The sequence below is a fragment of the Candidatus Babeliales bacterium genome, assembly GCA_041660205.1.
In the GTDB taxonomy this organism is placed as follows: Bacteria; Babelota; Babeliae; order Babelales; family Chromulinivoraceae; genus JACPFN01.
The window spans coordinates 14,921-37,105 of the sequence record JBAZWT010000005.1 but is presented as its reverse complement, the minus strand read 5'-3'; the positions used below and the strand labels follow the sequence as shown (position 1 = coordinate 37,105).

Genomic DNA, 22,185 nt, shown 5'->3' with positions numbered 1-22,185 from the left:
TATTTCTATACACTATAAATTTGCGTGCTTAAAAGTCAATCTTGAATCTTGAAAGCGCTTTTAATATAAGGAATTTATAACATGATCCATTGGAACGATAAAGAAAGTTTAACGACTATTCAAACGGCGTTGGACCAAGATAAAATTGTACTAGCTTCAGGCGATACGGTACTTGGTTTATGGGGTAAACTGACTCAAAAATCTTTTGAGGTTCTTAACGAGTTAAAGCAACGATCTGACAAACCGTATTTGATAGTTGTCGGATCAGCTCAAAAAATAAAATTATTTATCGATCAGCCTTTGTCTGAAAAATTAGAAACATTGATAGCAACGTGTTGGCCTGGTCCTGTGACTTTGATTTTTAAAGCTCGATCAGATCTGCCGTCATGGATGGTAAGTCAAGATAGAACAATTGCTCTTCGGGTACCTGATCATGCAGGGTTGTTACATCTTTTAAAACATTGTGATGGTTTGTTTTCCACGAGTGCCAATGTGCATGGTCTCCCTGTGCCAGAATCGATAAGTGCTGTTGACCAGTCATTGATTGATAAAGTTGCTGTTGTTTGTTTGGACAGAGATCATGAAACCTATGGCCAAAGCCCTTCAACTATTCTTGATTGCTCAACAGGAGACATTCGTGTTGTGCGACCAGGAGCTTTTTCGATTGATGTTTTACATAACCTTATTGGCTAATTTTCTTTTATTTAAAATGAAAACTGTTGAAATTGCTCATCTTTTAAGTGTAATCTTATGGCAATGATTAGCTTTGATACGTCATTGCCAGGCTTTACTGACCAGGCACTACTGAAAAATGAGGGGGAATTGTGGGGTTACGAAAAGGGTTACATTTAAGCTTACTGCTCTTTGTCGGTGTTGACATTGCAGCAGCTCCAATGGTTCAGAAAATAGTTAATAATACCAATGTTGGGTTTTTAATTGTGGAGCATAGTGACACGTCAAGCTGCTCACTGCAGGGCCGTCGTAAAGTAATTGCGGCTCGCAGTACCTTTACCGATTCTTTTTTACTTGAACCAGGCAAGCCAAGCTTAGTACTAAGGCCTATTTATTATTTGGATACAAAAACAAATAAACCACTATTTTTTGCCGATGTTGATCGTCAGGAAATTCCTATAAAACTGCAGGCTGCTTATGATATTTGGAAGATGGAAAAAAATAGCAGTAACAAAGTTAAAAGTCCAAAAGCATGGCTGCATGATTGGATAGGACTTGATCTTTCAGTTACGCCACACGAGGTTGAAATTTTAGGGTATTTGGTTAACTTGTCTCGCGTTCGCGTTGAAAACAACAAAAAATCACACGTGCAATGGTTGAGCTTTTCCAAAGGAATCTTTTCAAAGCTTGTTCTAGAACTTGATATTAAGCAGCATCATCTCAAGGGAATTTCTGCAACAATTAAAGTACTTCATGGCGAAGGTGGTTTTTGTTCAGATGGCGTTGTGCTTCCATCATAAATCCTTAGACGATACTTGCCAAAATCCATTGTTCAAACAAAACAAAAAGCATAGCGCCGACAGCTAAAAATGGCCCGAATGGAAGCATTGATATTGTTTTACGTGACCAGAGCATGTAACTACATCCTGCCAGTGTGCCGAGCATTGAACTAAAAAGTATTGTGAACCAACATCCAAGCAGTCCTGCAAAAGAGGCTATGAATGCAAAAAGTTCTAAATCTCCTTGTCCTAGTCCGTCATGTTTTTTGATCAGATAAAAGATTTTATTGATTGAAAATAGAAAAAGATAAGCAGCTGCAGCACTTACAGCGCTTTCAAAAGGCGAGATCGGCAGGTAGCCCGCGTAACTTAAATATATCCCGACTGGTACTGCATACAGCGATACAAAGCGTGAAATAAGCATGTGTTGTATGTCTGTGTAAATAGAAATAGTTAAAGCGGAAAAAAAGAAAAAATATACAGGAAAAGAAAAAGAGTTGTTGAGCCAGAGTTGCATAAAAAAGGACATAGCCAAGCAATCAATCCAATAATAATTGAATGGTGGTTGTTTGTTTATAAAAGAAGAAAAAGATATTTGGGAGCGAGGTCCGCAAACAAGTTTGTGAGCAATAATTCTAAGAATTGCTGTCCAAGGCCATAAAAAAAGTATAAACACATAAAAATTCCACGAAGGAAATAGATACATGACCTATTCCTGCGTGGAATTTTTATTAAAATCTTTTTTGACTTGTTCTATGATCGTCTCAATGCGCTGTTGCTTGTCAAATTGCTCATCGAATGCAAATTTTAGCTCAGGTGTGTAACGAGCGTCTAGCGCTTGCGCGATACCTTTGCGAAGGGACGGTTTGTATAAAATCAAACGTTTGTTTTTTTCTTTAAAAGATTCGATACCGTTTGGATCGTAAAAGTATATAAAACACATACCTTTATTCTTTGAAAGTTCAACGCGGTTAACAAAAAGTCCACCAAGTTCAGTATCTTCTAAGGATAACTGATGCAGCAGTCTAGATATTTCTCTGAGAAGCAACGACTCTTTTTGAGAGCGTTTAATTTTTGAAACGTTTGTTCGATCCATTATCTTTTGATGATCAACTCGCCACGACTAGCAAGTAGCATGAGGTTTTGTTTGATCGCTCTGATAAGACGTTTACGTTTTTTTTGTGTCGGAGATTCAAAGTACACAACACGTTTCATATCTCGAACAACGCCTTCGCGTTCAATTTTCTTTTTAAGCTGACGTAACGCTCGATCAATGTTACTGGTAACCAGAACTTTAATGTTTGCCTTTTTTGCCATGTGAAACAGCCGCCTTACGATTTTTATGATGAAACTTATTGTTTTAGGATACGTGGTTTTCTGTGAAATGTCTAGACTTAAAAAGCTGCGCTTGCAAAGCAACGCTTGCCCTGGAAATCCTTCTTTTTTAAAACAGGAAGTTTACAGAGCCAATCAGCCCAACAGGGTAGTAAGCATTTCGAGGTGTAATTGGTTGTTGCCATGCGAAACTTAGCTGCATTCCTGGCTGAATATCGAAAGAAAGACCAGCGTTAAAAAATTGAGCCCGCCAGTCAGATTTACACTCTAAAATTTCAGGTATAAAATATTGCGCTTTAGCTGAGTCGCAGACCGTAAAGCAATCTTGACGATGTTCGATAATTTCATACACAAACCAAAAGTTAACATGTGGTAAAAATTGATAAGCATCCATCATTGCTTTGAAGTGTCCGTTTAAGCCAGGCTGAGTGCGCACATTGGTTGAAAATGGGTATAAAACTCGTTGTAATTTGTGTGTTGGGAAAGGCTTATTACATTCTGTTCTTGGGAAGAAATAAGTTACTCCGCCTTCAAATCCCACTTCTATAGATTCTACAAAGTCAAAAGTCATTCCGCCAGCACCACAAATAGAAGCGTGGCCATTGTTACCAAAAGGAAGACTGAGTAGATTTGTATAATCAATTTTTTTTGCTACAGGAGCTGTTCCAGCTACATAAGCATACGGTGTAAAGATCATATCTGGCCACTGATTTCCATCAATGTCTTTGGTGTAAGCGTTTCTGTCGTAAGGATATTTTACGGTTAAGAAAAATCGGACATCTTCTACGCTGTACTCATCGAAAGAGCAGATGCCTTGGTTGTGTCCACATGTTGGATTTAAAATATTTTCAAGGTTATTAGAAATTTGAGAATCGAATAAGGCTTGGGCGTCTGTGTTTGGAAGTGATGAAACTGCAGCATTAGCGACGTTTAATGAACTATACAAAGATGAAAGTGGGGTCCCTGTGCCAGTTGCAGGTATGTTTGGAACTGCTGATAGACTGTAGGGGCCAAAATTGGTTTGTCCTACTCCAGAAGTCTGAGTTGTGTAAGCCGTTAAAAATTTTTGTTTTATGTTTGCAACGCCTGATTGAATGGTAAGTCCAATACAGTCACCCCAATTAAAGTTTAATTCCCATCGAAATCCTTGTTTTCTATATTGAATAGGCATAGAAAATGCACCAAAGTACATAGTATCTCGAGCCAGTGAAGCTTCATTAAAAATACTAGGACAACATGCAGCGCTTGTGCTGTTGTTGAATATAAGAGCAGGTTGTGTAGCACAAGTAGGAGTAGTTGTTGTACAAGTATCAGGTGTGCATTGTGCAGCATTTCCAGAAAGTACCATAGCTATATCTTCTAAGCATTCTGGTAATCCAAAGTTTGTAATTGACAGACAGGTGATATTAGTTGGAAGACCATCTTCTGGATCAGTTCCGGTGACTGTTGGAGGGTTGGCCCAGATGCTATTTCCATTGTTTGGATTTTTTCCTAAAAAGAGTCCCATGGCGTACATCGTTCCACGGAAATCACCCATTTCAAAACCATTCTGAGGTGTGCCGCATTCAGAGCCGTAGGTATTACATCCAGCATATCCATAAGCTGTGTTAGCACCCTGGATAAATCCACTAAAGTTTAACCCAAAGGATCGCCGTTTAGATGGAGTTTCATTTTTCATGCGTGCTTGTTTTAAATCAAGAAACTGACTGTTGGGTGGCATCATGCTGTCGTTTGCAGAAAAAATAGGTGCCGGATCCCAATGTTGTAGGGTTGTTAGTCCGTACATTGTAGAAATAGAAAAAAAGCTAAGAGCAATGATGGAATATTGCAGCGTCCGTTTCGTGATCATATGAGCTCATCCTTTTTAATGGAACCACGTTATAAGATTTTTTACGAGTGCTTCTCCAGCTACTGCAAAAATAATTAAAGCGGAGATCAGGCCCAATACTGTAATATAATTTTGCCCTGATTTCCATTCACTTTTAAGTTTGAGCAGAGGAATGATAGTAGTAATAAATGCAAAAAGTATAAAGGTATCAGTTAAACTAAAAAATGTTTTAATGTCTGTAATTGTTAAGCACATAAACAGAATAATAGATCCACCGATAATAACGCATGTTTTTGAAGTAGGTTTGAGGCGATTGATACTCTTGTTATTTAAAACTTTAAAATAAGACAACATAAACTGGCTTGAAGACCAGAGCATAGCGTGGATGGTGCCTAAAATTGCAAAAAGAATTGAAACGCCAATTGATCTAATGATCCATGGATGATTTGGAAAAACTTGGATGAGTGTTTGTGGAATGGTGATATCTGGAAGAAGAAGGAACACCTCTTGTGGAATTCCTATTAAAATAGATCCAATAAAAACAAAATAGATTATACCAACAAAAAGTATTGTCAGGCGTAATGCTTTTGGAACATTTTGCTCAGGATTTTTCATAATATTAAACAGTGAAGCGATGCTTTCAAATCCGAAAAGGCCAAATACTGCAACTTTAGTTCCTGCTAGTACGCTACCAAAGCCGTATGGCATAAATGGAAAAAGATGAGCTGTATTAAAATTGCTCAGGCATAAAGCGCTTGTCATGGTGATCGCGTAGAGCGTGAGCGATAGTAAAAAATAAATCCCCATGCTTGAAAGTTTCATGCCAAAAACGTTGAGCGCAATGAGTAACCCAACTGTTAAAAGATTTATCATTGTTAAAGATATTTCTGGAAAAAATGCTTGTATGTACATTCCAGCTATTTTAGTTAAAAGACCCATAGCAATTAAAAGACCAATGAGATATGCGCCAGCTGCCATAAGGCCGAGTGTATGACCGCCAGCTTGTTTGGCATAGTTATAAAAAGAACCTTCTTGAGGGTAAAGATATGCAACTCGAGCAAATGATTGAGCGATAAACCAAACAGCAGCGAATGCTAAAAGATAAGCCAGAATTCCTGCTGGACCAATTTTTGAACCAAGCAAAGAAGTCGTGCTAAAGATTCCAGCGCCGATCATTGATTTCATTCCAATGGTGACAGCGGTATTGATGCCTATTTTGCCTTCGTTGCTTGTGGTCATGTAGTTTCCTTTTCATACAAAACTAACTTAAAATTCTACAAATTTGAGTTGATATGGTAAGGTTATAACATTGTAGTATGCTACAAACAAGTTTTAAACCAAGTTCTTAAAAAAAAATAACTTATGCAATATTCTTTATACTTTCAAGCACATGTTAAAAAAGAGTTATGCTGGATCGTTAGCTCAACGCTAAGGTTTACAGAGTATGTAGCCTTTGATCGTACCCTGGACAAAGATCAAAGCCTCTTTGAGTTTTTTGTAGCACCAGATTTGCTAGATGTTTTTTTAGATGTTATGCATAAACTTATTGAGCAAGGTATTGTTTTTGATCTACAGCAATTGCCCAATCGCTTCATAACTGGTCAAAAAAAATAACAACTCTTCCAAATAAAATATAAAATTTCATACATTAACGCTTAGAACTAAAAAGCTAAAACAGAGGAGCATATTTAATGTTAAAAGTTAATATCTCAATGGTTCTTGTTATTTTTTCAAGTATGCAAAATAATGTACATGCATCACTGGTAGCTTTAAACTCCGCAAATCCTCGTGAGCTAGGCTTTAGACATGATATTACTCTTGAAGAGCTTGAAGAATTAGATTTAGCCCTTGCTGAAATTTCTCAAGAAACGCATGATTCAGGATTCAAACAGTCTTATCGATATTCAGAATTCAAACAGTCTTGTCGGAGCCTTGAGCTTGATGATTGCAATGTAACTTCTGATAAGTTTAAACAAGCTTACATTTATGCCATAGCAAATAAGAAGATAGATAAGTCATTGTTGAAATTGCCATGGCACAGATATGTACAAACAGAAAAGGTGATTAATCTTTATAACGATATAGATAGGGCTCAACTATATTTTATTAATTTTTTTACACAGCAAAGTAAACTTGTTAAAAAACTGAGATGTATCAATGAGCAGAGAGTGCATGGGCGCGAAATTTCTAGAGAAGATGAGATTGTGCTTTCTCAAACACTAAGAACTGTACCGCCAGAGGCATTAGCATTGATTGAAGATGATCTTTTTAACACGTTGACCCCTGATAACATTCGTTGGTTAACGATAGATCAGCTTTGTATGTTATCTAAAAAGAAAATTGAATCAATAACAGGTGATTTAAGCAAAAGAGCAAGCTTAAGTGATTATCAATTTCAAGTGTTGCAATCTAATCCACATTATAGTGGTAGCAAAATATCAGCTCCTGTTCTGACTATGCTCCAGCTGGAAGTGATCAAATTCTTTGAGTCATAAGTGTTAAAATAATTACAGACGAAAAGTAATTATAACTGCTGCTTAATTCGTGCAAAAAATTCTTTTGCTCCCAGGCAGATAAACAAATCATTAATTTGCATACCCTTTGGGCTGCCTGTCAGCAATGTTCGAACTGTGCCAAACATCTCTTTATCAGCGACTCCAGCTTCTTTGCTCTTTGGTTTGATGTTTGATAAGAATTGATCCCACGTCGTAGTTACAGGCTCACTTTTTAAAATATTGCATAATGAATCGATTTTTTGCGATTCTATGATGCCACTGAGTGTTTCGCGTGTGACGTTCGGTTTTTCAAAATAAAATTTCAACAGCTCAACACTATCGAGAAGCGTTTGTAGATCGTTTTGAACTAATTTAATCAAAAGAGTTAATTGCTCATCTGAAATTTTTGAAAGATCATATTGTTTTGCTAAAAATGGTTTGCATAGTTGAACTAATTTGTCCAAGTCATAACCAGCAATCCATTTGTGATTCATCCATTTTAATTTTTCAACATCATACTTGATTTGGCTCGCGCCATGAAGATGATCGAATTTATAGGTTTTTGCCAATTCTTCCAGAGACATGATTTCTTGCTGGAATGACGCACCTAAAATACCAAGATAGTTGCATACTGCTTCTGGTAAAAATCCTTGATTTTCAACGTCGTCTAAAGAAAAGCCTTTGTCCCGTTTAGAAAGTTTTTTACCTTCTTGGTTGCACAAAATCGGCAAATGCCAAAAAGTAGGAAGTTTGTAATCTAATGCTTGATACAAAACGGTTTGGCTTACGGTGTTTGATAAATGTTCTTCACCTCGGAAGACATGAGTCATTTCCATTTCACAATCATCAATGCAGTTTGCAAAAATGAAGGTAAATGTTCCATCTTCACGAGTTAAAGGGAAGTCTGAAAAGTGTTGTAGGTCAAATTCTAAGATGCCACGAGCAAGATCCTTAAAAGATACTTTTTTGGAACTATCTACTTTCATACGCCAGATGTACGAAGTTTTATCGTTAAGCTTTTGTGCAGCTTCTTCTTTTGTCAGTTTTAAACAAGTGCCTTCGTAACGAGGAGCTCGTTTCATAGCAATTTGACGATTTCTACGTATCTCAAGTTCTTCAGGGGTACAAAAACAACGATAAACGAAATCTTTTTCATAAAGCTTGTCTAAGTGTTTTTGATAAGTATCAGATCGTTGTGATTGAAAGTAAGGACCAAAGTCTCCACCAACTTCTGGGCCTTCAGTGTACGTAAGTCCGAGCCAGTTTAAATGTCTTATGATGTGATGCGTTCCGAGTTCAATGTTTCTTTGTTGGTCAGTATCTTCGATACGTAAAACAAATGTTCCATTGTTTTGCTTGGCAAAAAGATAGTTGAAAAGCGCTGCTCTGACATTTCCAATATGCATAATGCCTGTTGGAGAAGGGGCGAATCGGGTTCTTACTGAGTTCATAACACCATACATTTTAAGGTTTACACATTATTTTTTTAGCATAACAGAATTTATATGAATGTTGAGAGCAATATTGTTTTTATCCCTCGATACATCCGACTTCGCCAAGGCTACGACGGATACTCGGGACGAACGACTAGGGAAGAAATATTACACACTTTCACCATCCAGTCGTTTGTCCCGATCCATTCTACGCATGCTTTTTCCCACTCGTCGTTCGTCCCGAGTGTTTTGCTTTAGCAAAAAGTATCGAGGGATATAAAAAGCTTCCAAAACATGGTATTCTGGTTACAAGTCAAATAAATATACGAGCTACGTGGAATCATTTTTGTGTACAATTTTCTTTTTTTCTTCCTCTTCTTTTTTAGTTCATTGCAAGCATCAGATCAGGCAGGTTGTAAAGATCCATTCAATGAGATTGGCGATTTTGTTTGCTCAATTGACGGTTTATCAGACCTCTTTCGCCGTGACATTGATCAATGTTTGCCCGATGAAATATTTGTTCAATCTATAAAATATTGTATCGATACCAGGTGTGATTTTGATGAGCTGGCGTCAGTGTCCGGACTAAAGAGTCATGCAGTTATGACTAAAAAAGATATAGCTGTGGCCCTTTTTTACCTCAAGCAGATGGGCACGTTTAAAGATATTAATTTGAAAATATATCGTAAGGACGCAACTAGTTATCATTTTGAGCTTTATTTGGTGAAGCATTTTACGCTATCTCGTTTAAACGTTTCTGGTTTGTTGCATGGAAAAGATCGTTATAAAAACGCGTATTTAATTGATATCGGTGACCATTTTGATCAGCAAAAGCACTATCATTCCATAGAGGCTATGAGAAAAATATTTCATGAGTTGGGTTATTTTCATGCGCAGCTGGTAGACAATGTTGTAAAGCATGAAAAAGAAGCTTGCGTCTCTGTCGATATCTATTTAAAAAAAGGACCAAGGTTTAGTGTTGATAAAGTTACTTTTAAAGTTGATGGTGCTGCCCGTATCACTCAGCTTGAAACTGAAAAAATATATCAAAAAATTACGAATGTATGCTGTGACAAAATACGCTTAAAGTCTTACTCGCAAAGTCTTGTTAAAAATATGTGCAGTAAGATTAAAATCTTGCTTGAAAATCAAGGTTTTATGGTTCTTGATATAGGCGTGCAAGAAAAATTGCATATGGATAAAAAAGCGGTAGACGTTGAATTTGTTATAACGATAGATAGAAAAAAAGAATTTGTTTTTGTGGGTAATTCTTTTTACAATCACCAGCAGCTTTTAGATCATTTACTGCTGTATGGAAAATCGGCATGGCATTTTCCTAGCTCTGTAATCAGTGATGAAATCGTGCAGCTTTACAAAAGCAAAGGCTTTTGGACTGTGCGTGTTTCTGTCCGCGAGGAGAAAGACAAGGTTTTTTGTATTATTAACGAAGGTAGCAGGATTCTTATTTCATCTGCTTATCTTAAAAACAATGGTAATTCTTCTGCCGCATCTTTAATTAAAGCTGCTTATTTTCAACCGTTAAAGGCAAAGTTCTTTGATAAAGAAGTTGTGAAAAAAACTTTAGAGCAGCTTGTTAAAATCTACAGACAAGCAGGATATTGGGATGCAAAAATTGTTAAAGAAGATTATATAAAAGGCAAAAAAGATCATACTCGTGATTTAGTTTTGACCATTGACGAAGGTCGCAAACGGGTGATGGGAGACGCCAATATTCCTGGATACCCAGACATAGAGCAGCAATTTCTTTTGGTTTGGCTCTGTCAGTATCATAAAGGATTTGATAGTTCTTTACTTCTCGAACAAAAACAATGGCTTACTCGGCATTTACGAAACAAAGGTTTTCTTAAGGTTTCTGTAAGCTACGTCTTGCACAATTGCATTTTGGATGACGATCAGTGCGTAGTTGATGTTACGTGGAACATATCGCTTCAAGAGTCTGAGGTGAAATTTGGTAAAACAATAATTCTTGGAAATAGCACAGTTCCGTACACTTCAATTATGAGGGAAGTTTGTTATGAGCCTGGTGAAAATTGGGATAAGCAAAAAATTGAACAAACGTTAAAGAATCTTAGGGCGCTGCATATTTTTGAGTCAGTTCAAATATATCCTAGCAAGGACGTTGACGAATTTTTGTGCAAACCGATATTTATGAAATTAATTCATGCTGATCGATATGAGATTCGCACTCGTTTTGGTATGCAGCAAGTAGGAAGAAACTTACAACTTTCAAGAGGTTTTACGTACAAACTTGGCGGAAGTCTGTGTGTGAAAAATCTTTTTAACATAGCGGATCAATGTACTTTGGCTGTGGATGTTACTAAGTTTTATAGAAATACGACAGCTTGCTATGAATTTCCATGGTTATTTGAAAGAAGGATTCGTTGCCAATTTAAGATGTATGATTCTTTTTATGAGCAGCCTGTGTACATAGGAAGTAAAAATTCATTGTACGGCGCCACTCAGCAAGGATTTTTATGGAATATGACTCATGCTTTTTCAGCGTTCACCGTAAGCGGATCAACGGGACTTGAATTCATGGGAATTAAGCAAGCCGATCAACCTTGCTTGGGCAGCATCATTGATTATGATCCTGAGTTGCTCGGTAAAAAACCAGCCTACATATTTTTTGAGCCAAATATAGTTTGGCAAAAGTTAGACGCAGTCATGAATCCTCGTAGCGGACATTTATCATTTATTTCTTGCAAAGGTATGTTTGATTTAGATACAAAAACAAGCTTTTGCAAATTACTCGTAGAACACTCTCAGTATTTTTCTTTTTTTGATAAAGCTGTACTGGCCTTACGGCTGCGAGGTGGTCATGTATTTAATCGTTGTTTTAATCAGATCATACCCATTGAAAGATTTTATTTAGGTGGTCAGTCTTCAATTCGAGGATATGAGCGTGATTATTGTCCACCGTTTGGACTTTTGACTGAGCCCATCTATGATCAGCACGCAGGACTTCCAGCGTGTGCAAATAATATTTGGCGTTATGCTCCGCAAGGGGGCAGGACCATGTTTAACATAAATACTGAGGTGCGATTTGGAATTTATAAAAATTTAGGCGGAGCTATTTTTAACGATATGGGAGCTTTGTTTAAATATAGCGTGAGTGATGAACTACGAAGTGGACCGGATAATTTCTTTGCCGGCTCTGGATTTGGGCTTCGTTATGAAACACCCATTGGCCCACTTCGTTTTGATGTCGCTTTCAAATGGAAACGCACATGTCCAGACTTTGAATCACTCTGCGTTTGGTACTTAACTCTAGGCCAGGCATTTTAGGAATATTTTCTTTTTTTTTAAAATCCAGTACAGTTTTTGAGCAATGATTTTTTATAGCCAAAAGCTATCATGTTGTTATACTAAAAAAACAGTAATATGATCAATTTTTTATGGGGACAGATCGATGTCATTGGAAGTCAACAATAGCTGTTTAGATGCTAAAAATATTTCGAAAAAATCAATTTGGGACATCTTTTCCCATGAGTTAATGCACCACCTCCCGTACGGGACTCTTTCAGTTGCGTGTGCCTTAATGCTTTTGAGCATGATTCATGTGTTTTTTACAGCAAGCATGGCAAACGCATTACCTCACATGCATGATCACCTACATGATCACTCAGGGTCATGTGGCATGAGTTCAGGCCTTGATATTTTATTTCATAGCTTTCACTTTACGCATATTTTATTTGCTGCAAGCGGTTCTATGGTAACATTTTACCGATATTCAAAAAACATTATGGCAGGTGTATTTATCGGTGTTGTTTCTTCATCGATTTTTTGTACGCTTTCTGACGTTTTGCTACCATATTTGGCGGGTGAATTGATGGGGGTCCATATGGATCTTCATATTTGCTTTAGAACAGAACTAGCAAATATTTTACCGTTCTTGTTTGTCGGTGTAATCAACGGGTTAATTGTTTCAAGATGGAAAGATGAACATTCTGAAAGTCACTCTGTGTCTCTTCATTTTTTCCATACGTTTATTAGTGCTATGGCTGCAATCTTTTATGCAATCGGCCATGGACTTGCTGGGTTCCATGAGTTTTTTGGTATATTTTTTATTCTAATGCTTATAGCCGTTGTCATACCATGCACTCTTTCTGATGTGGTATTTCCAATCTTATGGGCACGAATGGTGCAAAAAAAATGAAGGGTATTATTTTACAAGGAATTACCAAGTCTTTTGGAGACGAAGTAATTTTAGATAATATTAATTTAAAGATTCCAGGCGGCAAATTTTTTGCCCTTATTGGACCAAGTGGTTGTGGGAAAACAACTATTTTGCGCATGATTGCTGGTCTTGAAATCCCTGATCGCGGATCAGTTTTTTTAGGTGATCAAGACATTACTCATGTGCCGGTCAACAAGCGTAGCGTGAATACCGTATTTCAAAGCTATGCTCTTTTTCCTCATTTAAATGTATTTGATAATATTGCGTACAGTTTGCGCGTAAGAAATTTTTCTGCTGATTCGATTTTGCAAAAAGTTGAAAAAGTTATTCGCATGTTTCATCTTGAGCCTCATTTGTACAAGCAGATCAGTCAGCTTTCTGGTGGACAGCAGCAACGCGTTGCAATAGCTCGCGCTGTGATTAATGAGCCAGAAGTACTTTTGTTTGATGAACCACTTGCTGCGCTCGATTTGCGTTTGAGAGAAAAAGTTTTATTAGAACTTATTGAGCTGCAAGATCATTTGGGTACGACGTTTGTCTACATTACTCATGATCAGACAGAGGCTTTAACGGTTGCAGATCAGATGGCTGTGATGAATCAAAATGGAAAAATTGATCAAGTTGGAACTCCAAAAGAAATTTATGAACATCCAAAATCAGTTTTTGTTGCAAACTTTGTAGGTACAACAAACATCATTCAGGGTGTGATGGTACAGCATGGCGAGCAATGGTACTTAGATGTGGACAAAATGATTTGTATTTCTATTAAAGTACCAGAAGGCATGGAAGATATTAAGGTTGGAGACGATGCTTGTATTGGCGTGCGTCCCGAAAAAATAATGATTAGCAAATCAAGTTTAGAAGGATTCTCCAATAACTTATCTGGAATTGTTCAATCGATTGTCTATCAAGGGCGATTTACGCAATATAACGTCCGTCTACAAAATGGATATATGCTTCAAGTGTTTGAACAAAACGAAGAACATTTTGCCCGCGAGGTTATCGATTATGATGATCATGTGTATTTGTACTGGCAAAAAGATAATGTTGTGTTGTTGAAAAAATAACTTAAGAAATAAAGGGGCAAGGTGCGATTTTTAAAAAAAATAAGTAAGAGTGACAAGTCATTCTTTTTTATGGCTCCTGCGATAGCTTGGCAAATCTGTTTTTTCTTTTTACCGCTTTTGTTTGTTGTACAGTTAAGCTTTTGTTCAGATTTGTTTCAAAATGTTTCGCTTGAATATTTTGCTCAGGTTATAAAAACATCACACTTTTTTGTTATATTTAGATCTTTGCTGCTTGCAAGTATTACGGCGAGTTGCTGCCTGCTCATTGGGTATCCAGTTGCATACTATGTTGCTTTATGTGCTCCAGCTCGTATGAAATCAAAATTAATGTTTTTAATTGTTTTGCCATTCTTAACCAATTTGTTGGTGCAAGTATACGCTTGGTTTTTTATCTTAGAAAAGCATGGCGTTTTAAATAAATTTTTAAATTTTGTCGGCATTGACGTCGGTCATTTATTAAATAGTCAGTTTGCTATGTATTTAGTTATGTTTCATGTCTATTTACCCTTTATCATTATGCCGCTTTATTCTACTTTGGAAAAAATTAACATTCGGCTGATTGAATCCTCATTAGATTTGGGCGCTTCTTATTTTCAAACGTTTTGTAGAGTTGTTTTGCCATTGTCACTGCATGGTATTAAAACAGGATTTTTCTTAGTCTATGTCACATCATTTGGGGAATATGTTATTCCTTCACTTATTGCAGGACAAAAAAAATATTTTGTTGGTACGCTCATTTCGGAATATTTTTTCATTGGAAAAGATTGGCATGTTGGTGCCGCTTTTACCTGCTTAAGTTCAGCAACGTTTATAGTATCAATTTTAATCTGGCAAGTTGCTTTGCACAGGCTAGTTGATCGATTGCAAAGGGCATGAACATGTTTCATTCTATAAATTTTTCAAAAACGATGCTCGCAGTCTTTGTTGCATCTGTGTACATTTTTTTATACACCCCGATTATGGTTTTAGTATTGTATTCATTTAATCAAGGCGGCTTTCCTGATGCCTGGCAAGGTTTTTCGTTGCATTGGTATCAAGATTTATTCCAGTCAGAAGAAATTTGGCGAGCATTTCTCAATTCAGTTATTGTTGCATGCGTTTCGTCATTTTTAAGCGTGAGTATGTCGATACTTTTAGTGCATGGTGTTCGTCATTATAAACGCAACGTAGTTCCTTTGTTTTATGTTAATGCTTTAATTCCAGATATTGTGCTTGCAGTTGGAATGCTTTCATTGTTTTCATATTTGACGGTGCCTTTGGGGCTAACAACATTGATAGCTGGCCATACATTGCTTGGTCTTGGATTTTCTATGCCGATCATTAAAGGTCGATATGATGAATTGGACAAAAGTTTGATTGAAGCGTCTTTAGATCTTGGTGCTTCGATGCGATATACTTTTATTCATGTCATTGTTCCGTTTTTATATCCAGCAATATTAGTAGCTTTTTTGCTATCAATTATTATATCTTTTGATGATTTTTTAATTTCGTTTTTTTGTTCTGGTTCATCGGTTCAAACGCTTTCTTTGTATATTTTTTCTATGATTCGTTCTGGAATTTCTCCTGTGGTCAATGCGTTATCAACACTACTTTTGATAGGTAGTTGTTTTATGTTGTTTATTATGATGATGCTTCAGAGAAATTTATTTAGAGACTAAAAGGGTGGTGCGACGTGTTTTTAAAAAATTTATATCGATTACTCGCAGTTTGTTCGTGGATAGCAATTATTTACGGATTTTTAATGCTGCCGTATCTTTTTAAGGACTTAGAATCTAAGGAAAAGTCTTTACGAGTTTACACATGGGCGCACAGAATTGATGAATCAATATTGCGTGATTTTGAGAAAAAAACCGGTATCAAGGTTTACTTAAATTATTATGAAAGTAGCGAAGAGCTTCTGACTAAGCTTGAAATGATGCCAACAGCTGATTGTGATATCATGTTGCCATCGGGTTATATTATTGAGCCAATGATTAAAGCTGGACTGGTTAAAAAATTAGATAAATCTCGCTGTAGATTTATGAAAAAAATATATCCTGAATTTTTAAACATGTACTACGATCTTGAAAATGAATATAGCTTGCCTTTGTACTGGGATGTGTTTGGGATTGGTTATAATAAAAATATTGTTGATGACAGCACTATTTCGCTCGATATGATTTTTGACCTTAAACATGTTATCGGTGGTGAAATTGCAATGACTGAAGATGCTCGTGAGGCAATATTTTTAGCTGCAAGTTATCTAGGCTTGCCTTTAACTCATTTCTCAGATGATCAGCTTGAGCAGATATACCAATTATTGCACAAGCAAAAATCATGGGTTGGTTCATACACTGACTCGCAACAGGGATACTTTTTATCATCAAATACTTTTGCAGTCGTCGTTTCTGATCGGGAAACAATTTGCCGAAAAATGTTAACCAGTGATTTTATTAAATTTAGTCTTTTACCTACTGGATCGATGCTACGAACTGACAGTGTCGTCATTAGTGCTCAGACTCAAAAAGAAGATCTTGTGTATCAATTTTTAGAGTTTCTTTTTTCCTCGCAAGTTTTGCAGCATCATTGCCAAAAATATTGCATTTTACCAACGACGCGAGAAGTTTTAAAATCTTTGGACCAAAAATATATTGGCGTGGATAATTTATATCCTGGAACTGATGAATTTAAAAAACTTGTTGTGTTTAACCATGGACTCACTCAAAAAGAAATTAATGATTTTTGGATTAGATTTAAAGCTTCGTAAGAGACTTAATATGAAAACAAATAAATTTTATGTAACAACCCCTATTTATTATGTTACCGCTGCTCCTCACTTGGGATCGCTGTATTCAACACTTCTAGCAGATGTTGCAGCGCGTTACCATCGAATGATGGGTCAAGAGGTGTTTTTTTTAACAGGTACCGATGAGCATGGACAAAAAGTAGCTGAAGCTGCAAAAAAAGCTGATAAAAATCCAAAAGAATTTGTTGATGGATTTATTGAATCATACACTTCAATGTGGAAGCTGTATGAAATTGAATATACAAAATTTATAAGAACAACAGACCAGTACCATGTGCATGCGGTACAAACATGGATTTCTCGTCTGCTCAAACAAGGTGACATTTATAAAGGCGCGTACACTGGTTGGTACTGCACTCCTTGTGAAACGTTTGTAACTGAAAAAGATCAGAAAGATCAGAACCCGGGCTCCGCACAAGGCTTCGCCGAGGCAAGAGAAGTTACCTGTCCGTCATGCCTGCGACCAACGAATCAAATTTCAGAAGAATGTTACTTTTTTAGACTCTCGGCATATCAAGATAAGCTACTTCAATTCTTTGAGCAGCATTCTGATTTTATTACTCCTAAAGAGCGGTTGCATGAAGTCATATCTTTTGTAAAAGATGGCTTAAAAGATTTAAGTATTTCTCGAACTACTGTTTCATGGGGGATTCCATTTCCTGGCGATAGTAAACACGTTACGTATGTGTGGGCTGATGCTTTAAATAATTATATTACAGCTATTGGCTATGGCAGACCTGAAACTGAAAAAGACTTACATTTTTGGTGGCCTGCTGATTTGCAAATTTTGGGTAAAGACATTGTCAGATTTCATGCGATTTACTGGCCAGCATTCTTGATGGCATCAGGGCTTGAAATGCCTAAAAAACTTTTAGTTCATGGTTGGATTAAAGTTGGTGACGCCAAAATGTCGAAATCTTTGGGCAACGCAGTTGATCCTCGTAGCTTGGCTGCTTTGTATGGAGTTGATCAAATTCGTTATTATTTAACGCGTAAAATGGCTATCACTCAAGACTCAGAGTTTAGCATTGCCGATATTGAGCAATGCATTAATTCAGAATTGGCTGATGATTTAGGAAATTTACTCAATCGTTGTTCAACGCTTGCTGAAAAATATAGTTATACTACTATTCAAGGTTCGGCCTCATGGTCCCCTGAAAGCAAAAAGCTGCAAGAGCAATGTGCAAAAATGATTCAAGAATCTCTTTCTTTAATCGAGCAAGGATTTTTCTATCGTGCTGTTAATCATGTATGGGAATTTATTAATCATGTAAATTCTTATTTTCATGCGTCTGAGCCATGGAAGTTAGCTGCAGGCAATCCGGCAAAATTCCAAGAAACTATTGCAGCCACCGTGTACAGCCTGAGAGCTATTGCCGTTATGCTTTGGCCAGTGATGCCACAAAAAATGGAAATGCTTCTTGAAAGTATTGGGTACACATTGCCAGAAGATAAAGCAATGATAAGCGTCATTGAAAACGTGAATTGGAATGACTCTTTAACGATAAAAAAAATTGAAACACTCTTTAAAAAATACGAAAAAATTATGGAAGAAAAAACAATCCCAGCAGCTCCACAAGTTGAAGTAAATTATGCATCTATCGAAGATTTTGCAAAAATCGATCTTCGAGTTGGTATGATTTTCCAGTGTGAAATCGTTGAAAAATCAGACAAGCTGCTCAAGCTTCAAGTTGATTTTGGTGATTTTGGCAAACGACAAATTTTTTCTGGCATGAGAAAATATTTTACACCAGAAGATTTAATCGGTAAGCAAGCAGTCTTTGTAGTGAACTTTAAGCCGCGTATGATGATGGGTATGCCATCAGAAGGTATGATGCTTACAGCTGACGGTGCCTTGGTTACTGTTTCAAGCAGCATCCCTAACGGTGCTCAAGTTCGATAAATTGTAAATTATGTATATAAAAAAAATACCGTACTTTTTAATGAGTGCGGTATTTTTTTATAAAATTATTGAGGTAGTAAGTCGAGAAGTATGTTTGCTTTTTGAATTTGTGCAGTAACGCTATCTTGTGTGTTACTTATTTCTGCTGAAAGATTATATAAAATGCGATCGGTAGGATTATTTTTCCAATTTTGCAGTCGTGTTTGCATGATTGGAATTTGTGATGCAAAAAGTTCTGATTGGAGCTCTAATTCTTGTAATGTAGATTTTTCTATAGAATTCAATTTTAGTACATAGGCACCACGAATGCTCTGCGTGAGTACTTCTAATGTTTCTCTCAAGGAAATACCATTTTCTATATGTTGTATTATGATTTGATGCCGTACTTCGGGTTGATTTTCTGATGGCGACACAGAGCTACAAGAAATCAAAATAACAAACAACCTAAATAATATTTGAACATAAATATTATTTGTTAAGTTTTTTTTGAACATGTTGCGTTGTTGAATGTTGTAAGTGCTGAAAGTTAGATTTAATAAAGAATGAGTTTTTCATAAAATCATCTTTTTCTGCTTGATAATTATTGGTAGATGGTGCAGATGCAAAACTATATAATTCAACAAATAGGCAGCAGAATAATATTTTTTTAACCATGATAAACTCCTTTTTTAAGTTTTGCGATAATCTTTTTATTCTATGATTTCTTTATTTTCAATCAATTTAGCATTTTGAGCACCAACATAAATAGCTGCAACAATCCAAAATCCAATAACTCCAAGGCTGATGAGTGAACCATACATCATCAAATTTTGAATTGAAAGTACTGGATTATTTTCTACATTAAGCCAGCCGCCAATTTGCGCACCAGACATTTTTGCAGATCGTGACCCGAACATATCGATGATGCCTTTTGTTTTGAATTTAGCATCTTTGCTTGTTGGAATATACATCATTTCTTTTACAGGGTTATTGACTGCATAAGCTACAGCTTTTACAACGAGCATAGCACCAAACGTTGCCCATAATAAATGTATGGCTGATGGATGTGTAAGGTTGTAAAAACTATATAAACCAATGAGTGCAGCTGCAAAAGCTACTGGGTAAATTAAAAGACAAATTCGTGTTCCAAATTTTTTAATAGCATAGCTCGTGCCAAGTAGCGCAATGAAGAAAGCTAAAGTATTGATCGAAACACCATAAACACCCTTGAACCATTTAAACGTGATGTGATCAAAAATGACAGATGCTTGAGAATTCATTTGATATTCAACAATGGTTCCAGCAATTTCATAAAATGTTGAAACGATTAAAATGCCCATAAGGTATGGTTTGGTACATAAAAGTTTTAAACCACTTAAAACGTTATGAACTTTTGGTTTTTCAACAACGTCACTTTTCATTTCACTAGCAGGAACTGTTTTCATGAGATAATAAATCGTTGTGATAAAAAGACCTAAGCACACAACTACGATTGCGTAAAAAGGCCAGATCACTGTTGTTTTGATAAGTAAGAGCGATGATCCACCAATGGCACCAAATTGGCCTGCTGCAATAATGAAAGGGAATCCGCGCTTTGCTTGATCTGATGTTGAAGAACTTACGGTAAAAGACCAAAAAAGAGCAACTACTAAAGAACCAAAGCTTTCAGTAAACAAATATCCTAAGATACCGCTTGTTGCTAAAATAGTTCTGCCTAAATATGCATCACCATACATATGTTTGAAAAATAAAATTCCAGTCATGATGGAAAAAAAGATCATGTAAAAAGATGCAATGATGTACATCAATTTATGTTTTTCAACCATATCAACAAGTTTGCTGTAGATCATAACAAGAACGAGAACAAAAAGAGGAGAAATAGTTTTTAGGGTAGGGATCCACAAACGTCCAGCATCGTCAGCCCATCCAAGTGATGGCGGAAAAGCAAGTTTGTATAAAACAAGATCTTTAAGGAGCCTCATGAGCCAATATGTGCCGATAGTAAATATGAAAGCTAGCGCTAAGAAGCTGAACTTTCTCATTTCTTCGCGTTTGATGTCTGGATAAAAAAATTGGATAAATGTGGTAAACATGAATTAAAGCCCCTTAAATAAATTCCCTAACAAGAAAAACTCCGACATAAAGTATGCCGGAGTTTTTCGATACGTATCAAGTTTTGGATACAAACAAAGGATGTTATCCGATGATTTCGCCACTTTTAACAAGTTTTTGATTTTTGCTACCAACGTAAAAAGCAGCTAAGATCCATACACCAATAATACCAAGGCTGATAAGTGAACCATAAAGCATAAGGTTTTGAATTGATGCTAAAGGATTTCCTTTAACGTTCAAGAAACCACCGATTTGAGCACCAGAAGCTTTTGCTGATCGTCCACCAAGCATATCAATGATACCTTTAGCTTTGAATTTAGCATCTTTACTTGTTGGAATGTACATCATTTCTTTTACTGGATTGTTAACAGCGTATGAAACACCTTTAACAACCATCATAACGCCAAATGTTGCCCAGAAAAGAGTCATCGCTGTTGACAGACCACTTTGGTAGAATGCGTACAATGCAATGATACTAACTGCGCAGCTTACAGGATAAATTTGTAAACAAACACGAACACCAAATCTTTTGATAACAGCGCTTGTTCCTAAAAGAGCAAGAGCAAAAGCTAAGCCGTTTGAAGCAACACCAAAGATTCCCAAGAACCATTTGAATGTTGATTCATCAAAAAGAAATGACGCTTGTGATTTCATTTGGTAATCCATGATTGTTCCAGAAATTTCATAGAATGTTGAAACAACTAAAACACCAAGTAGATATGGTTGTGTAAATAAAAGTTTAATACCACCAAACATGTCTGGTTTAGATTTTTTTTCTTCTTTATCAGATCTCATTTGATCTGCAGGAGTTGTCGCTACTAAATAACGAATTGAAGCCATTAAACCAATTAAGCAACAAACAGCAACAGCAAATAGCGGCCATGTTGGAAGAGTTTTAATAAGCATTAAAGATGAACCGGTGATTGAACCGATTTGTCCAAGAGCAACGATGAAAGGGAAAGCTCTTTTTGCTTGTTCAGCTGTTGAAATACTAACAGTAAATGACCAGAAAAGTGCAACTAAAACAGAACCCAAAGATTCAGTTAAAAGGTAGTTGCAAATACCTGTGTATTTTAAAATTGTAGCACCAACAAACTCAGAACCATGAGCTTGCTGTAGATATAAAACAGTTCCGATTACTGCAAAGCAAACTGTATAAAAAGTTGCAATGATGTAGAACAATTTTTGTTTTTCAAACATATCGACAAGTTTTGTGTAGATCATAACTACGCCAAGAACTACGAAAGGTGAAATTGCTTTTGTTATAGGAGCCCATTGACGGCCTTCGTCTGCGTTGTAACCAAGAGAAACTGGGAACGCTAGTTTGTATAAAACTAAGTCTTTTAGAAGTCGTAGCAACCAGTAAGCACCGATTGTGAACAAGAACGCTACAGCTAACAATGAATATTTTTTTATCTCATCTTTTTTAATGTCTGGATAAAAGAACTGAACAACACCTGTGATCATAGAAAATTACCTTTCTTATGTAATTATTAAATTTTTATTTCTTATATTTGGAGAGGTGTAAATATTGACTATTTTTCCTATAAATAAAATAATAGTCCAAAAAATAGAATAACGAAAAATCTTAGAAAGTAT

21 protein-coding genes are annotated in these 22,185 nt (G+C 36.3%); 11 read left to right on the top strand and 10 right to left on the bottom strand.

Annotated features, from left to right (window positions below):
- Positions 1–81 precede the first annotated feature (81 nt).
- Together WC747_02555 and WC747_02550 are read left to right on the top strand one after the other, a co-directional pair.
- A complete protein-coding gene (locus WC747_02555; GenBank protein MFA5998871.1) occupies positions 82–693 on the top strand; it encodes an L-threonylcarbamoyladenylate synthase in 612 nt (203 codons plus the stop codon).
- Positions 694–824: 131 nt separating this feature from the next.
- Entirely contained in the window at positions 825–1,472 is a 648-nt protein-coding gene (locus tag WC747_02550) for a hypothetical protein (GenBank protein MFA5998870.1), read from the top strand.
- 4 nt (positions 1,473–1,476) lie between these two features.
- Here the strand turns inward: WC747_02550 and WC747_02545 are convergent, their stop codons facing one another.
- The 5 genes from WC747_02545 to WC747_02525 all read right to left on the bottom strand — a co-directional run bounded on the left by WC747_02545 (position 1,477) and on the right by WC747_02525 (position 5,853).
- Entirely contained in the window at positions 1,477–2,157 is a 681-nt protein-coding gene (locus WC747_02545; GenBank protein MFA5998869.1) for a prepilin peptidase, read from the bottom strand.
- A 3-nt stretch (positions 2,158–2,160) separates the two neighbouring features.
- Positions 2,161–2,547, bottom strand: a complete 387-nt coding sequence (locus WC747_02540; GenBank protein ID MFA5998868.1) for a ribosome-binding factor A — start codon at positions 2,545–2,547, stop codon at positions 2,161–2,163.
- A complete protein-coding gene (gene rpsU / locus WC747_02535; GenBank protein MFA5998867.1) occupies positions 2,547–2,768 on the bottom strand; it encodes a 30S ribosomal protein S21 in 222 nt (73 codons plus the stop codon). The genes WC747_02540 and rpsU overlap by 1 nt, the downstream gene beginning before the upstream one ends.
- 127 nt (positions 2,769–2,895) lie before the next feature.
- Positions 2,896–4,635 carry a hypothetical protein gene (locus tag WC747_02530; protein ID MFA5998866.1) on the bottom strand — a complete coding sequence of 580 codons (1,740 nt, stop codon included), beginning with the start codon at positions 4,633–4,635 and terminating at the stop codon, positions 2,896–2,898.
- Between the two features lie 15 nt (positions 4,636–4,650).
- Complete coding sequence (locus WC747_02525; GenBank protein MFA5998865.1) at positions 4,651–5,853, bottom strand: amino acid permease; 1,203 nt, start codon at positions 5,851–5,853, stop codon at positions 4,651–4,653.
- Positions 5,854–5,976: 123 nt separating this feature from the next.
- Here WC747_02525 and WC747_02520 point away from each other — a divergent pair, with 123 nt between their 5' ends.
- Both WC747_02520 and WC747_02515 read left to right on the top strand, forming a co-directional pair.
- Complete coding sequence (locus WC747_02520) at positions 5,977–6,228, top strand: hypothetical protein (GenBank protein MFA5998864.1); 252 nt, start codon at positions 5,977–5,979, stop codon at positions 6,226–6,228.
- A 77-nt stretch (positions 6,229–6,305) separates the two neighbouring features.
- Positions 6,306–7,109: a hypothetical protein gene (locus WC747_02515; protein ID MFA5998863.1), complete on the top strand. Its 804-nt coding sequence runs from the start codon at positions 6,306–6,308 to the stop codon at positions 7,107–7,109.
- Positions 7,110–7,138: 29 nt separating this feature from the next.
- On the opposite strand, the gene gltX is transcribed toward WC747_02515, so the two are convergent.
- Positions 7,139–8,560 carry a glutamate--tRNA ligase gene (gene gltX / locus WC747_02510; GenBank protein ID MFA5998862.1) on the bottom strand — a complete coding sequence of 474 codons (1,422 nt, stop codon included), beginning with the start codon at positions 8,558–8,560 and terminating at the stop codon, positions 7,139–7,141.
- Positions 8,561–8,890: 330 nt separating this feature from the next.
- Between gltX and WC747_02505 the strand changes: the two genes are divergently transcribed.
- The 7 genes from WC747_02505 to metG all read left to right on the top strand — a co-directional run bounded on the left by WC747_02505 (position 8,891) and on the right by metG (position 18,495).
- Positions 8,891–11,848 carry a BamA/TamA family outer membrane protein gene (locus WC747_02505; GenBank protein ID MFA5998861.1) on the top strand — a complete coding sequence of 986 codons (2,958 nt, stop codon included), beginning with the start codon at positions 8,891–8,893 and terminating at the stop codon, positions 11,846–11,848.
- Positions 11,849–11,972: 124 nt separating this feature from the next.
- Complete coding sequence (locus WC747_02500) at positions 11,973–12,719, top strand: hypothetical protein (GenBank protein MFA5998860.1); 747 nt, start codon at positions 11,973–11,975, stop codon at positions 12,717–12,719.
- Complete coding sequence (locus tag WC747_02495) at positions 12,716–13,807, top strand: ABC transporter ATP-binding protein (GenBank protein ID MFA5998859.1); 1,092 nt, start codon at positions 12,716–12,718, stop codon at positions 13,805–13,807. The genes WC747_02500 and WC747_02495 overlap by 4 nt, the downstream gene beginning before the upstream one ends.
- Positions 13,808–13,828: 21 nt before the next feature.
- Positions 13,829–14,683 (top strand): ABC transporter permease, encoded by an 855-nt coding sequence (locus tag WC747_02490; GenBank protein ID MFA5998858.1) that lies wholly within the window; start codon positions 13,829–13,831, stop codon positions 14,681–14,683.
- Between the two features lie 2 nt (positions 14,684–14,685).
- Positions 14,686–15,465: an ABC transporter permease gene (locus tag WC747_02485; protein MFA5998857.1), complete on the top strand. Its 780-nt coding sequence runs from the start codon at positions 14,686–14,688 to the stop codon at positions 15,463–15,465.
- A 14-nt stretch (positions 15,466–15,479) separates the two neighbouring features.
- Entirely contained in the window at positions 15,480–16,553 is a 1,074-nt protein-coding gene (locus WC747_02480; GenBank protein MFA5998856.1) for an extracellular solute-binding protein, read from the top strand.
- A gap of 10 nt (positions 16,554–16,563) precedes the next feature.
- Positions 16,564–18,495 carry a methionine--tRNA ligase gene (gene metG / locus WC747_02475; GenBank protein ID MFA5998855.1) on the top strand — a complete coding sequence of 644 codons (1,932 nt, stop codon included), beginning with the start codon at positions 16,564–16,566 and terminating at the stop codon, positions 18,493–18,495.
- Positions 18,496–18,560: 65 nt separating this feature from the next.
- Here metG and WC747_02470 read toward each other — a convergent pair whose 3' ends face one another.
- The 4 genes from WC747_02470 to WC747_02455 all read right to left on the bottom strand — a co-directional run bounded on the left by WC747_02470 (position 18,561) and on the right by WC747_02455 (position 22,053).
- Positions 18,561–18,989, bottom strand: coding sequence for a hypothetical protein (locus WC747_02470; protein ID MFA5998854.1), 429 nt, complete (start codon positions 18,987–18,989; stop codon positions 18,561–18,563).
- On the bottom strand, positions 18,964–19,149 hold the full coding sequence (locus WC747_02465; protein ID MFA5998853.1) for a hypothetical protein: 186 nt from the start codon (positions 19,147–19,149) through the stop codon (positions 18,964–18,966). The genes WC747_02470 and WC747_02465 overlap by 26 nt, the downstream gene beginning before the upstream one ends.
- 35 nt (positions 19,150–19,184) lie before the next feature.
- Positions 19,185–20,567, bottom strand: coding sequence for an Npt1/Npt2 family nucleotide transporter (locus tag WC747_02460; protein MFA5998852.1), 1,383 nt, complete (start codon positions 20,565–20,567; stop codon positions 19,185–19,187).
- A gap of 103 nt (positions 20,568–20,670) precedes the next feature.
- On the bottom strand, positions 20,671–22,053 hold the full coding sequence (locus WC747_02455; GenBank protein MFA5998851.1) for an Npt1/Npt2 family nucleotide transporter: 1,383 nt from the start codon (positions 22,051–22,053) through the stop codon (positions 20,671–20,673).
- Between the last annotated feature and the right edge of the window lie 132 nt (positions 22,054–22,185).